The 12,935-nt window shown below is 69.2% G+C and carries 18 protein-coding genes and 1 pseudogene; 5 read left to right on the top strand and 14 right to left on the bottom strand.

Annotated elements, in window-relative coordinates; all coding sequences use genetic code 11:
- Positions 1-19: 19 nt before the first annotated feature.
- Positions 20-214: a hypothetical protein gene (locus tag U9978_RS12755; RefSeq protein ID WP_322761317.1), complete on the bottom strand. Its 195-nt coding sequence runs from the start codon at positions 212-214 to the stop codon at positions 20-22.
- Between the two features lie 235 nt (positions 215-449).
- Entirely contained in the window at positions 450-785 is a 336-nt protein-coding gene (locus U9978_RS12750) for an acylphosphatase (RefSeq protein WP_322761316.1), read from the bottom strand.
- A gap of 91 nt (positions 786-876) precedes the next feature.
- Here U9978_RS12750 and U9978_RS12745 point away from each other — a divergent pair, with 91 nt between their 5' ends.
- Complete coding sequence (locus U9978_RS12745) at positions 877-1,122, top strand: hypothetical protein (protein ID WP_322761315.1); 246 nt, start codon at positions 877-879, stop codon at positions 1,120-1,122.
- Between the two features lie 36 nt (positions 1,123-1,158).
- On the opposite strand, the gene mutM is transcribed toward U9978_RS12745, so the two are convergent.
- The 9 genes from mutM to recG all read right to left on the bottom strand — a co-directional run bounded on the left by mutM (position 1,159) and on the right by recG (position 8,570).
- The gene (gene mutM, locus U9978_RS12740; RefSeq protein ID WP_322761314.1) at positions 1,159-2,013 is read right to left on the bottom strand and encodes a bifunctional DNA-formamidopyrimidine glycosylase/DNA-(apurinic or apyrimidinic site) lyase; all 855 of its coding nucleotides are present in this window, start codon (positions 2,011-2,013) and stop codon (positions 1,159-1,161) included.
- Positions 2,014-2,034: 21 nt separating this feature from the next.
- Positions 2,035-2,856 (bottom strand): ribonuclease III, encoded by an 822-nt coding sequence (gene rnc / locus U9978_RS12735; protein ID WP_322761313.1) that lies wholly within the window; start codon positions 2,854-2,856, stop codon positions 2,035-2,037.
- Positions 2,853-3,878: a phosphate starvation-inducible protein PhoH gene (locus tag U9978_RS12730; protein ID WP_322761312.1), complete on the bottom strand. Its 1,026-nt coding sequence runs from the start codon at positions 3,876-3,878 to the stop codon at positions 2,853-2,855. The genes rnc and U9978_RS12730 overlap by 4 nt, the downstream gene beginning before the upstream one ends.
- A 5-nt stretch (positions 3,879-3,883) precedes the next feature.
- A complete protein-coding gene (gene rpmF / locus U9978_RS12725) occupies positions 3,884-4,054 on the bottom strand; it encodes a 50S ribosomal protein L32 (RefSeq protein ID WP_322748321.1) in 171 nt (56 codons plus the stop codon).
- Positions 4,054-4,656: a YceD family protein gene (locus U9978_RS12720; RefSeq protein ID WP_322761352.1), complete on the bottom strand. Its 603-nt coding sequence runs from the start codon at positions 4,654-4,656 to the stop codon at positions 4,054-4,056. Before U9978_RS12720 ends, rpmF begins: the two co-directional genes overlap by 1 nt.
- A gap of 169 nt (positions 4,657-4,825) precedes the next feature.
- On the bottom strand, positions 4,826-5,302 hold the full coding sequence (locus U9978_RS12715; RefSeq protein WP_322761311.1) for a hypothetical protein: 477 nt from the start codon (positions 5,300-5,302) through the stop codon (positions 4,826-4,828).
- A 48-nt stretch (positions 5,303-5,350) separates the two neighbouring features.
- Positions 5,351-5,827 (bottom strand): pantetheine-phosphate adenylyltransferase, encoded by a 477-nt coding sequence (coaD, locus tag U9978_RS12710; RefSeq protein ID WP_322761310.1) that lies wholly within the window; start codon positions 5,825-5,827, stop codon positions 5,351-5,353.
- Complete coding sequence (gene rsmD, locus U9978_RS12705; RefSeq protein ID WP_322761309.1) at positions 5,824-6,381, bottom strand: 16S rRNA (guanine(966)-N(2))-methyltransferase RsmD; 558 nt, start codon at positions 6,379-6,381, stop codon at positions 5,824-5,826. Before rsmD ends, coaD begins: the two co-directional genes overlap by 4 nt.
- Positions 6,378-8,570 (bottom strand): ATP-dependent DNA helicase RecG, encoded by a 2,193-nt coding sequence (recG, locus tag U9978_RS12700; protein ID WP_322761308.1) that lies wholly within the window; start codon positions 8,568-8,570, stop codon positions 6,378-6,380. Before recG ends, rsmD begins: the two co-directional genes overlap by 4 nt.
- Before the next feature lie 168 nt (positions 8,571-8,738).
- Here recG and U9978_RS12695 point away from each other — a divergent pair, with 168 nt between their 5' ends.
- Entirely contained in the window at positions 8,739-9,452 is a 714-nt protein-coding gene (locus U9978_RS12695; RefSeq protein WP_322761307.1) for a hemerythrin domain-containing protein, read from the top strand.
- Positions 9,453-9,571: 119 nt separating this feature from the next.
- Positions 9,572-9,760 carry a 50S ribosomal protein L28 gene (gene rpmB, locus U9978_RS12690; RefSeq protein WP_013874853.1) on the top strand — a complete coding sequence of 63 codons (189 nt, stop codon included), beginning with the start codon at positions 9,572-9,574 and terminating at the stop codon, positions 9,758-9,760.
- Here rpmB and thiD read toward each other — a convergent pair.
- Together thiD and U9978_RS12680 are read right to left on the bottom strand one after the other, a co-directional pair.
- Entirely contained in the window at positions 9,732-10,628 is an 897-nt protein-coding gene (gene thiD, locus U9978_RS12685; protein WP_322761306.1) for a bifunctional hydroxymethylpyrimidine kinase/phosphomethylpyrimidine kinase, read from the bottom strand. The two genes, rpmB and thiD, sit on opposite strands and share 29 nt — an antisense overlap.
- Before the next feature lie 43 nt (positions 10,629-10,671).
- The gene (locus U9978_RS12680; RefSeq protein WP_322761305.1) at positions 10,672-11,655 is read right to left on the bottom strand and encodes a thiamine-phosphate kinase; all 984 of its coding nucleotides are present in this window, start codon (positions 11,653-11,655) and stop codon (positions 10,672-10,674) included.
- A gap of 78 nt (positions 11,656-11,733) precedes the next feature.
- Between U9978_RS12680 and U9978_RS12675 the strand changes: the two genes are divergently transcribed.
- Together U9978_RS12675 and U9978_RS12670 are read left to right on the top strand one after the other, a co-directional pair.
- The gene (locus U9978_RS12675; RefSeq protein WP_131747996.1) at positions 11,734-11,967 is read left to right on the top strand and encodes an Lrp/AsnC family transcriptional regulator; all 234 of its coding nucleotides are present in this window, start codon (positions 11,734-11,736) and stop codon (positions 11,965-11,967) included.
- Positions 11,968-12,041: 74 nt separating this feature from the next.
- Positions 12,042-12,569, top strand: a complete 528-nt coding sequence (locus tag U9978_RS12670) for a DUF3515 family protein (RefSeq protein ID WP_322761304.1) — start codon at positions 12,042-12,044, stop codon at positions 12,567-12,569.
- A 40-nt stretch (positions 12,570-12,609) separates the two neighbouring features.
- Here the strand turns inward: U9978_RS12670 and U9978_RS12665 are convergent.
- Positions 12,610-12,935 (bottom strand): annotated as a pseudogene (locus U9978_RS12665) (D-alanine--D-alanine ligase A); the annotation flags it as partial.

Below are 12,935 nucleotides of genomic sequence, written 5' to 3'. Positions count from 1 at the left end.
CGCTACGGATTCGGGAGGATCAGGTCAGCGCGGGCTCTGCTTCAAGCGCGCGAAGTTCGTCAGAGACATCAACGCCTTCAAGTGCATCGCTAAGAGCACGAGAACGCGCGAGCTCATCTTCCAGTTCTGCTACACGTGCACGAAGTCGGCGTACCTCATACGACAAACGAATATCGTTGCCAGAGCCGACGTGGCCGAAAAGGGCCTTCGCCATGATGGTGGTCCTCCACGATGAGTGACCGAGCGGGTGCGGGGCGCGCTGCAACCTGGTGGGCGAACCGGAACAGATCACACGACGCGCCAGACAATGAACTCAGGATCGCACGCCAAGTGGCCGAAAGTCAAGACGATGCCATACCCCGGCGGCAGCCGATGGCATTTTGTCGACATGAGGACACCTCGTCATCAGGCGGTCGTCGGTCCGGCGACCAGGCGACCGTCGGACCGGATCATTTCCGGGTAAAATTTGACAAATCGCCCTGCGCCCGTGACCAGGAGAAGGTCACCTGGGTCGTCACACCCGGGGTACGGCCGGCCCGCAGCATCTCCAACAGCGCCTGGCAGGCCGCCCGCGGACCCTCCACGACAACCTCGACCCGACCGTCTGTGAGATTCGTCGCCGAGCCCACCAGACCGAGCCGTCGTCCGCGGGACCGGACATAGGCCCGAAAGCCAACACCCTGAACCGTTCCTGACACCCACGCCGTCAGGCGGGCCGGCGGGCCGGACCCGGCCGACGTATCGTGATCAGCCTGATCTGCCGGCTCTACGGGAACATCGCGCATGGGCACGATAGGCTACAGAGCCATTGTGGATACCATTCGTTCGCCTCGATCCCGTCGGCTCCGGGTGCGTCTTCCCCGCGGCCGACATGCCATGATGCTGCTGGTCAGCGCCACCGTCATCCCGGCGACGCTGTCGCTCACCGGCTGCGGCCAGAGTGTTCGACAGGACGCCGGTATCCTGCCGGTGCCCCAGGCCAGCACCCAGGGTCTACGCAGTGCCACACCGGCACCGGCACCAGCCGCCCCAACCGAGATCATCGAACCGGGCTACGCCCCACCCCGCACATCCGGTCCCACTCAGACCGCGGTACCCAACGTCCCCGGCGGCAAGCTGTAACCCGGAATGCCACTTCGCCGCCGTCCGGGGGGGACGCTACCAACGGGCACTTCTCGGCCGGGGCTGACAGCGTGGGCAGGTGAAACTCGACCGGTTCATGAATGCGTCCCGACGGACCGGCGTCTGGCATCGTGAGCACGGCCGGCCGGTCCGCCCATAGACCTCAAGTGAGCGGTCGAACAGGCCGCTCACACCGTTGACCGATACGTAGAGCGAGTCGAAGGACGTCCCGCCCGCGCGCAGCGCGGCGGTGAGGACCTCACGTGCCGCGCCCAGCAACCGGCCGAGCTCACCGCGGGTCAGGGTCTCGGTCGGACGCGCATAATGCAGTCGCGCCCGCCACAGGGATTCGTCGGCGTAGATGTTGCCGATGCCGCTGACCAGCGCCTGATCAAGTAGAGCGCGTTTGATTCCGGTCCGGCGCCGACCGATGGCCGCGATGAACCCGGCATCGGAAAAGCCCGGGTCGAGGACATCCAGCGCGATATGCGCAATCGGCTCCGGGACACCCGCGCCTACGGGAACGACGGCGAGACCGCCGAACGTGCGCTGATCGACGAATCGCAGTTCCCGACCGCCGTCGGAGAACGTGAAGCGGATTCGGAGATGGGTCTCGGCGGGTTTGTCCGCGGGCACCACCAGAAGCTGACCGCTCATCCCGAGATGACCGAGCAGCGCCGTAGCGCCGTCGAGATCCAACCACAGATACTTCCCCCGCCGACGCGCGGCGGAGATGGTGCGGCCCGCGAGCACCGCCGCGAAGTCAGCGGCCCCCGCGGTATGACGCCGCACGGCCCGGGGGTGCGCCACCGCGACGGTCGCGATCGTCCGACCGACCAACGCCCGTTCAAGACCGAGCCGGACGACCTCAACCTCGGGAAGCTCTGGCATCGCGACCCGTTCGACGGGCGGTCAGCGGTTACCGGTACGCACAGGCGTGTCGGAGCGGCCGTCCACCGGATCGCCTGGGTCCACCGGGTCGGCCGGGTCGGCCGGGTCGGCCGGGTCGGCCGAGCGTGCCTCCAGCGTCTGGAAGGCCGCTGCGGCGGCACGCTGCTCGGCCTCCTTCTTGCTCCCGCCATCACCGTGGCCGAGGACTTCCCCGGCCACGACTGCGCGGGCGGTGAACCGCTTGGCGTGGTCCGGTCCGAACTCGTCCACCTCGTACTCGGGCGGGCCCAGCAACAGCAGTGCGGTCCGTTCCTGCAACGAGGTCTTCCAGTCCAGCCCGGCGCCCCGGCCGGCGGCGACGTCCAGCAGCGGGTCGAACAGGCGGTGGACGAACTCGGACGCGACCTGCAGGCCGTCCAACCCACCAGCCGACAGGTACACCGCGCCGATCAACGCCTCCAGGGTGTCCGCGAGGATGCTCGCCTTGTCCCGACCTCCGGTGCTCTCCTCACCGCGGCCCAGCAGCAGGTACGGGCCGATGCCGTGCTCCCCCAGAGCGCGGGCGACCCCGGCGAGCGCACGCATGTTGACCACGGACGCGCGCTGCTTGGCGAGCTGCCCCTCGGGCAGGTCCGGATGGCGGTGGAACAGGGCGTCGGTGACGACAAGACCCAGAACGGAGTCGCCGAGGAACTCCAAGCGCTCGTTGGTCGGCAAGCCACCCTGCTCGTAGGCGTACGAGCGATGCGTGAGAGCCCGTTCGAGCAGGTCGACGTCGACCTGAACACCGAGGACGGCCACCAGACCGTCCCTGGGCGCCGGCAGCGCCACGCCGCGGGTCACGCCGACAACCCGGCGCGGACCCGGCGGCGGGTGACGAGGCCGGCGAGGGCCGCGCGCTGGTGGCACACCCAGCCGGCCCGGTCCGCGGCGGACGCATCAGCGATCGCGAGCGCGACTCCCGCCGCGGTCTCCCCGGACCGACCATCCACTACGACCACGATCCCATCGACACCGACCACGAATTCCCCCTCCCGCAGATGCCACCCCCGCGACGCTCGCGGTAGCTGGCCAACAGGCGGTAGCTGACCGACAGCCTGCGCAACCGCCCGCAGACCCGACACCAGGACCGCCCCGGTGAAACCGTCACTGACCACGACGTCGGCGTCGCCACCGGCCACGACCGTGGCTGCACCGACACCGCCGACGAAGTCGAGCCCCACCTCGGTGATGAGTTCACCGGCGTTCACCAACACACCGGTGCCCCCACGTGATCGGTCCGGATGAGCCGGCGGGGCCGGCTGGCCCGGGTCCGCGGACAGCAGCCCGATCCTGGGACGCGCCACCTGTAGACAGATTGTGGCGTAGACCGATCCGATGACCGCACACTGGGTGAGCTGGTCGGCGCTGATGCTCGCGTCGGTGACGGCGCCGGCATCCAGCAAGAGCACCGGCCCAGACGATGCGTCGACGACCACGGCAAGCGCTGGCCTGGTGGCCCCGGGTAGCGGACCGAGGGTGAAGGCCGCTGCGGCCACAGCCGCGGCCACCGGACCAGCCGACACCATCGCATCGACGGCGCCATCCCTGATCAGGCGGGCCGCCACTCGGACCGTAGCGTCCCGCCTCGATCGCACCGCACGGACGGCGTCCGCGTCGGGGCCGACCGCATGAGACGCCTCGACGATCCGCAGCCGGCCCCCGCCATCCAGGCCGTGCGCGCGCACCAACGACTCAACGAGCCGGGACGGGCCGACCAGGCTGACGTCCAAGGTCGGGTCAGCAGCGAGCGCGCGCCTGACGCCGTCGACGACCGAGCCCGGTGCGCCATCACCACCGAGTAGATCGACCGCTACATGTGTCACACCACTTAGACGTCGATGACCTGTCGATCGTTGTAACGGCCGCAGGTCGGGCAGACCGTGTGCGGCCGGACCACGTGACCACGCGGGCACGTGGCCAGGGCTGGGACCTTCGCCTTCCACTGCGCCCGCCGGGAGCGGGTGTTGCTGCGCGAGGTCCGACGCTTCGGGACGGCCACTAGTCCTTCTCCTTGTTATCGATCGCTGCCGGGTTCTCGACCAGCGATGGGTTCTCGACCAGCGATGGCAGTGCTGCCCACCTGGGGTCGACCCGTTCATGGGTATGACCGAGATCAAGATCGTCCAGTCGCGCTCCGCAGTCGACGCACAGACCGGCGCAATCCGGCCGGCAGCAGGGCGACAGGGGCAGGCTGAGTACCAGTGCGTCACGCAACGCCGGCACCAGATCGAGATGATCGTTCACGACCTGTTGGCAGTCGTCATCATCGGCGTCGTCCACGACCCGGTCCGGGTAGTAGTACAACTCCCGGATGTCGACCGCCGTCTGGTCTTCGAACGGGTCGAGGCAACGCGAGCACTCACCCGCCAACGGGGTGGACGCCGTGCCGCTCACGAGTACACCTTCCATCACGGCTTCCAGCCGCAGGTCCAACTCGATGAGCGCGCCCGGCGGAACGTGGATCATTTCCGTCCCCAGCCCCGCGGGTGCCGGCAGCCGGGTCACGACGTGCTTCATCGAACCCGCGCGACGGCCCAGCTCGCGAATGTCGAGCACGAGCGGACCACGGGGGCTCCGGCGGCGCGATGGCGGCACGGTCATGGGTGGAGTGTCTGTGGTTGCCACGAAAATACTGGATTCACAATTCTCGAACGTCACTGGTTGCTTGAACGTTACTGGTTGATGATTCAAGTAGCCACTCGGCCGGCTACCTCTCAGTCCGACTACCTCTCTCGGCCGGCTACCCCTCAGTCCGGCTAGCCGACACAGGTTACCAGTCTATCCGATCGCCCAGGCTGACGGCGCTTCGATCATCACGGTCCCGCGTGCCGGGCGGTGGGGTGGCCAACCGTGCGCGGCCACGGGCAACCGAGGCGAGAGTCCTGGACAGGACCACCTCGAAGGCCGCCAGCTTCCCGTCGACGTAGGTGTCGAACTCCGACCGCGCAGCCTCCGCCGCGTCCCGCGCCTTGGTCAGCAGCTGCTCGGCCTCGGCCTCCGCGTGGCGCACGATGTCGGTGTCGGTGGCGATCCGGTGCCGCTCCCGGCGTGCGTCGTCGAGGATGGCGTCCCGCTCAGCCAGAATCCGCCTGGCCTGGGCGATCTCCGCCGGCAGCCGACCGCGCAGGTCCTCCAGCGCGGTCAGCAGCTCGGCGCGGTTGAGGATGCAGGACGCCGACAGCGGCATTCCCCGCGCATCGAGGACCATGGCCACAATCGCCTCGAGGGCACCCTGGAGGTCTGCCATGGACGGCAGACTATTACGGTACACCATCGATTACCGGGAGTGACACGATTACTGCGCGAGACGCTCCCGAAGCTGTTTGAGCACGAGGTCCGGCACCAGACCCGACACGTCCCCGCCGTAGGTCGCGACCTCCTTGACCAGGCTTGACGACAGGAAGGCGTACTGCGGGTTCGTGCTCATGAACAGGGTTTCGACGCCCGCGAGCGAGTGGTTCATCTGCGCCATCTGCAGCTCGTAGTCGAAGTCGCTGACCGCCCGCAGGCCCTTGACGATGGCCTGGATGCCGCGGGCACGGCAGAAATCGACGAGCAGGCCGTGGGAGGACTCGACGATCACGTTGGAATGCTCGCGCGCCGCCTCACGGATCAGCTCGATCCGCTCGTCCACCGTGAAGAGGTTGGCCTTGTTCTTGTTGATGAGCACGGCCACGACAACCTCGTCGAAGAGCCGGCTGGCACGACCGATGATGTCAAGGTGACCGTTGGTGACCGGGTCGAAGGAGCCGGGACAGACAGCCTTTCTCATGATCCAGAACCGTACCAGAGGACCCCCTCGCCATACGTCCGATTACGTACGGTAGCGAAACCATCCGGCCATCTGGGCGGCTCACTGCGACGCGATCGCTCTACGACACACAGACCATCCGGATACAGCCAGGAATGGGAAAGCAGGCGAGTTAGCACAGTCGTCAACGTTACGTCAGAAAGATTATACGGAGGGTCCAGAAACACCACATCGAAAGCATGCCCTGGTGTGGCTTCCACCACACGTTGGACGGGCTGGCAGACGATCTCCGCACCGGCGAGCCCGAGGCTCGCCGCGTTCGCGCGCAGCGTCCGCACAGCGACCTGGGACTGGTCGACCAGCAGGGCATGGCAGGCCCCCCTCGACAGCGCTTCGAAACCGACCGCGCCACTGCCGGCATAGAGATCGGCGAACCGCGCACCGTGCAGATCGACCACCGACGCAAGCGTGTTGAACAGACCCTCGCGCGCCCGGTCGGATGTCGGACGGGTCCGCTCGCCCGGCGGCACCCGGATGGGCCGCCCGCGCGCGACACCGCCGATGATCCTCGTCAACCCTTCTCCAGATAGGCGACCCTGGTCTCGTCGAGCGTCGCCGCGAGCGCCGCAGCCAGAGCCGGATGCGCCGACAGTTCCGGATCTGCGCCTACCAGGGCGGTGGCCTCGTCCCGCGCAGACAGGATCAGGTCTTCATCCTTGAGGAGCTCCAGCAGGCGCAGGGCTCGGCGGCCACCGGACTGGGCCGCGCCCAGCACGTCGCCCTCGCGCCGCTGCGCGAGGTCCAGCCGGGCGAGCTGCGCACCGTCGGAGGTGGCAGCCACCGCGGCCAGGCGCTCCCATGCGGGCGACCCATGCTCGGCGTCGGTGTACAGCAGGCACCACCCCGGCGCGCTGCCACGCCCGACCCGACCGCGCAGCTGGTGCAGTTGGGAAATGCCGAAACGGTCGGCATCGGCCACGACCATCACGGTCGCGTTGGGCACGTCGACCCCGACCTCGATCACCGTGGTGGCCACCAGGACGTCGATGTCCCCCGCCGCGAACCTCGTCATGACCTGTTCCTTGTCATCCGGATGCAATCGGCCGTGCAGCGCGGCGACCCGGAGCCCGACAAGCTCGACGTCACGCAGCGCGGGGAGCACATCGAGAACGGCGGCACTCGGCCGGCGCCCGCCCTCGGTCGCGCCGTCGGCGTCCGGGTCGGCGTCCGGGTCGGCGTCGGTGGCGTCGTCGCCGATCCTCGGACAGACGACATATGCCTGATGACCCGCGGCGACCTCATCCCGAATGCGACCCCACATCCGGTCCGTCCAGACCTCGTTGGCCGCGGGCACGACGAACGTCGCGATCGGCGAGCGGCCGGCGGGCAGCTCGGTCAGGGTGGAGACCTCCAGATCACCGAAAACGGTCATCGCGACCGTACGTGGAATCGGTGTGGCCGTCATCACCAACAGGTGCGGCGGACGGTCGGACCGGGACCGCAACACGTCCCGCTGTTCGACGCCGAAACGGTGCTGCTCGTCCACGACCACCAGAGCGAGGTCACGGAAGGTCACCGATTCTTCGAGGAGCGCATGCGTACCCACCACCAGACCGGCGCTGCCCTCCGCCACGGCCGCGAGCGCCTCGCGCCGCGCCCTCAGCCCGAGGGAACCCGTCACCAGGGCGATCCTGGTCGCACACAGCGCGGCGTCGAGTTCGCCGGCCCGCCCCAACGGGCCGAGCATGTCACGCAGGCTGCGCAGATGCTGGGTTGCGAGCGTCTCAGTGGGCGCCAGCAGCACCGCCTGACCACCCGCGTCGACCGCCGCGAGCATGGCCCGCAACGCCACCACCGTCTTGCCGGAACCGACCTCACCCTGCAGCAGCCGGTGCATGGGGAACGGCCGGGCGATCTCGGTCGCGATGGTCTCGCCGACCGCGCGTTGCCCGGCCGTCAGCGGGAACGGCACGGTCGCGTCGAACGCGGCCAACAGGCCGTCGGGCCGGGCATGTCGCGCGGTCGCCGCGGTCTGCTCGTTGTCGAACCGGCGCTGTGCGAGCGCGACCTGCAGGATGAGCGCCTCGTCCCACTTGAGCCGGGCCCGGCCGCGGGTGACCTCCGCCCACGATGACGGCTGGTGAACCAGGCGGTAGGCGTCGAGCAGCCCCACCAACCGGTGCTCGGACCGGATGGCCGCGGGGAGCGGTTCCTCGATCTCGATGAGATCGGAGAGGACCATCCGCACGCAGCTGGCGATCGTCCAGCTGGGGATCTTCATAGCCGACGGATAGATCGGGACGAGGCCGCCGGCAAAGCCCTCCGCGCCGTCGCGCCCCTGCGCATCGGCGATCTCGGCGTCGAGCAGTTGCACCTCGGGATTGGTCAGCTGCCGCCGACCGCGGAACTCCTCCACCTTGCCGGCGAACAGCGCCGTGACGCCGCTGCGCAGCTCGCGCACCTGCCGGACCTGATTGAAGAACACCACCAGCAGGCTGTGCCGGCCGTCGGTCACGGTGACCGTCAGCATGGAACGCCGGCGCTCCCGCATCGGACGCCGCTCTGCGCGGACGACCTGCGCCTGCACGGTCACCACCTCCCCGACCGTCAGGTTCGCGAGATCGGTCAGCTCGCCGCGTTCCTCATAGCGGCGGGGCAGATGCGCGAGCAGGTCGCCGGCAGTCTCCAGGCCGAGGGCATCGGCGAGCATGATCGCCGTTTTCTCTCCCAGCACGTCCCGAAGCCGCGTCGTCTGGTCGATCACACCCCCGATCCTGCCCGACGGCACCGACAACTTTGCGACCCCACACCCACTCGAATCCGTCCGGGACAATCGCCAACCGGCTGTCGCGAAGGTCATACACCGTCCATTCTGGTTGTAGGCCGAAAAAGATCGTAAAAATATAACAATCAGTGATGAAAGGCCGCTGGAATGTCACAGACCGTTCCGAGCCCGCATGGCCTTCCGTTCCCCGTGCAGCCCCGTCTCCCCGGCGATCCCGAACCAGATCTCGAGCTCTACCGCCTCACCCACCGGGCGATCGTGCGCGAAGCCGGTGAGCTGGCCACGCTCGGGCGGCGACTGGCGAAGGACGACAGCCCGTTCACGGCGAGGCAGGCGCGCACCCTGCGGACGTTCGCCCGGGTGTTCGTCGATGACCTGCACCGCCACCACCGGGCCGAGGACGAGCTCGGCTGGCCTCTCATCAGCGCCTGCGCACCGGACTGCCCCGATCTCACGCCGTTGACCCGCGACCACGCCGACGCCGCCCCGGTCATCGACAGGCTCTGGGCGACGGTCCGACACCTGGTCGCCGACCCCGCATCCACCGCTGCCCGCACGGATCTGGCCAGCGTGGCGCAGACATTGCGCGACATGCTGGAACGGCACATCGCGGCGGAGGAACGGATCGTCTTCCCGATGATTCTCGCGCACATGTCGGCGGGGGATTTCACACGCTGGGACAAACTGGCCGACCGCGATCTGCCCATGCGCGACCTGTGGGTACTCATCCCGTCGACGGCCCGGTCCGCGGATCCGGCGGACATCGATCGGGTCACCGCGAAGGCGCCCTGGCTGTTCCGCCTCGCGCTGCGCCTGTGCAGCGGGTACTACGATCGCAAACATCGCCTCGTCTTCGGCTGACCCCGCTCATTCGTCGGCGGGGAGCAGGCCCACGACGTTCACGGGACGCCGGTGGGGTACCCTCGGGGGACTGCCGCACACGCGGCACCATCATCACTATCTTCCGGCGGAGTGTTCTCGTGTCTTCGGTGTGTGACGTCTGCGGCAAGGGGCCGGGCTTCGGTATGTCGGTCTCCCACTCCCACCGGCGCACCCGGCGGCGCTGGAACCCCAACATCCAGACTGTGCACGCGCTCGTGGGCAAGACGCCCAAGCGCCTCAACGTGTGCACGTCCTGCATCAAGGCCGGCAAGGTGACCAGGGCATAGCAGCAGCTGTCGGCGGCGCGCCGGTGGCGTTCCGCCAGGACCAGACGTGGTCGACCGGGCCGATGCCGGAGCCGAGCGCGAATCCGGCCGCCACCGCACCGGTGACGTAGTCCTTGGCCGCCCGTACCGCGTCGGGTACGTCCGACCCGCGGGCCAGGAACGACGCGACCGCGGACGCGAGGGTGCAACCGGTGCCGTGCGTGTGCCGGTTGTCATGTCGTGGCGCCCGGAGCAGGATGGTCTGCCTGCCGTCGGTGAGCAGGTCCACGGCGTCGCCGCGCAGGTGACCGCCTTTCACCAGCACCCAGCGTGGCCCGAGGGCGAGCATCGCCCGGGCCGCGGCCGGCATGTCGTCCTCGTCGTGCACGGCGACCCCGGTGAGCAGCTTCACCTCGTCCAGGTTCGGGGTCACCACGGTCGCTACCGGCAATAGCCGGGTCCGGACGGTATCGACGGCCTCGGGCGCAAGCAGCGGATCACCGTGCTTGGACACCCCGACCGGGTCGACCACGACCGGAACACCCCCATCGGCGAGGTCTGCCAGCTCGGCTGCCACGGCCGCCACGATCCGCGGCGACGACAGCATCCCGGTCTTGACCGCGTCGACACCGATGTCGTCCACGACCGCTCGGATCTGCGCGACGACGGCGTCGGCTGGCAGGTCCCACACCCCGCGCACCCCCACGGAGTTCTGGGCCGTCACCGCGGTCAGGGCGCTCATCCCGTGGACGCCGAGGGCCACCATGGTCTTCAGGTCGGCCTGGATGCCGGCGCCGCCGCCGGAGTCGGAGCCCGCGATCGTCAGTACCCGGGGCGGCGACACAGCAGGCGAGGTTCCAGCGGAGGACGGGGACACCGGAGCGGACACAGGTGCCACGCTATGCGCGGACCCGGCCGCCACAGTGGCTGGATCAGTGGCTGAAATGGTCCCAGCCACGTGCCGTGCCCGCGGTACCATCCGGCGCCGGTCCGTCGCGGTGCGGGCCGCGCAGGTCCGGCGGGATGCCCTCACCGACGAGCCGCACCTCTGGCCGGCCGCCGCCGGCCGACCCGACCGGGAGCGTTCGGCCGATCACCGCCACCCCCGGCGGCGGGTCCACGCCCGCCGGCAGCGTCCCGACCAGGCCGTGGTCCTCGCCACCGGTGAGCAGGTGTCGCACGTCGACACCGGGAACGAGCGCCCTCAGGGCGGCCACATCCACCTCGAACACGACCCCGGACGCGCCTGCCACGTGCCCGAGATCGGCGAGCAGCCCGTCGCTGACATCCACCAGCGAACTGGCACCCGCATGTGCCAGCGCAGGTCCGGCCGAATACGGCGGCGACGGACGGCGGTGGGCGGCCACCAGCGGACCATCCCGCACGCCGGCCAGCAGGAGCTCGAGGCCGGCGGCGGAGCGGCCCACCGTACCGGCGAGCACCACCACTTCGCCCGGCCGTGCTCCGGCCCGCGTCAGCGGAGTACGCCCCGCAAGCTCGCCCAGCGCGGTCACCGCCAGGCATACCTCGCTCGCGCTGACCATGTCACCGCCGACCACGACCGCGCCGACCAGCGCGCACTCGTCACGCAGACCGTCGGCCACCCCGTCGACGATCTCGATCGGGGTGGACGGCGGGCAGGCCAGTCCGATCAGCAGCGCGGTGGGCGTGCCTCCCATCGCCGCCACATCCGCCAGGCTCTGGGCGGCGGCCTTGCGCCCCACGTCGTACGGGGAAGACCAGTCGAACCGGAAGTGCCGCCCCTCGACCAGCAGGTCCGTGGTGGCGATCACAGAACCCGTTGGTGTCGGGACCACTGCGGCGTCGTCACCAGGGCCCGCGGGTGGGCCAGGCGCCCCCAACCGGGTCACCACTCGGGCGATCAGACCAAATTCCCCTGCGTCAGAGACACTCACGAGGGCCGATTGCCTGTTACCTTCTGTCGGCCCGTTGTTCTGAGCGACGGGTTGTCGGCGTCCGACGAGGGAGCGTCTGTGGTCCACGCGTACATCCTCATCCAAACTGAGGTTGGAAAGTCCTCCTCGGTGGCCAAGGAGATCGAACAGATCCCCGGGGTCACCCAGGCAGAGGACGTCACCGGCCCCTACGACGTGATCGTGCGCGCCGAGGCGGCCAGCGTCGATGAGCTGGGAAAACTGGTCATGTCACGGGTGCAGGCGGTCGATGGCATCACCCGGACCCTGACGTGTCCGGTGGTTCACTTCTGACCCGGCCGACGGCGGTGCGATCATGGCCCTTCGCGCTGCCGGCGGCCCGAACCGGTGACGCGGGCCGTGCACGGATGACGGGCTCCCACGCCCTGATCCGACCGGCGCCCACCACTCGTATGACGGCCAAGATCTCGATCCCGGCCATCATACGAGCCAGCGTCATCGCCATCGTGATTCTAGTCACATCCTGCGCGGGCTCCCCGGGTCCGGTCACGGTCACCCTGGTGCCCGACCCGGCCGGCAGCGAACGGGCCGCCTGCGTGAACCTCGTTGCGGCCCTGCCGTCCTCGCTGGGGACGGGTCTGGGCCGGCGCGAGGTCAGACCGGCGTCGCCGTTCGTCGCCGCCTGGGGTTCCCCGCCCGCGGTCCTGTCGTGCGGGGTTCCCGGGGTCGCCGCGAGCTATCGACCGGACGTGACCCTCTCGGTCGTCGACGACGTCGGCTGGTTCGCCGAAGAGCGCGGCGCGAGCGTCCGGTACTCCACGCCGACCCGACGTCCCCAGGTCGTGCTCATCCTGCCCGCGTCCCTGCAGGCGTTCGACGTCCTGGTCACGCTCGCCGGGCCGGTCCGCGACGCCACCAGGGCGACGGTCGCCTGACCCGCCGCCCAGGCACTGCCGCCGGATCGCTGCCGCCGGATCACCGCAACCCGGTGCCGCGGTGCACCGCCGACTCGATCAGCCGGTCCACCAGCGCCGGGTAGTCCAGACCGGTCGCACCCCACATCCGGGGAAACATCGAGGTCGGGGTGAACCCGGGCATGGTGTTGACCTCGTTGACCACGATCGAACCGTCCGGGCACCAGAAGACGTCCACGCGCGCGAGACACGCGCAGTCCAACGCATCGAACGCGCGCACGGCAAGATCACGAATTCTGGCGGCGACGTCGACGGGGATGTCTGCCGGAACGTCGAACCGGACCGCTCCCGACAGATACTTGGCCTCGAAGTCATAGAACCCGGCCG

Origin of the sequence: Protofrankia sp. Cr2 (assembly GCF_963555885.1) — a bacterium.
Taxonomy (GTDB): Bacteria; Actinomycetota; Actinomycetes; order Frankiales; family Frankiaceae; genus Protofrankia.
The sequence above is the reverse complement of the archived record's forward strand: the minus strand, read 5'-3'. Positions and strand labels throughout refer to the sequence as shown.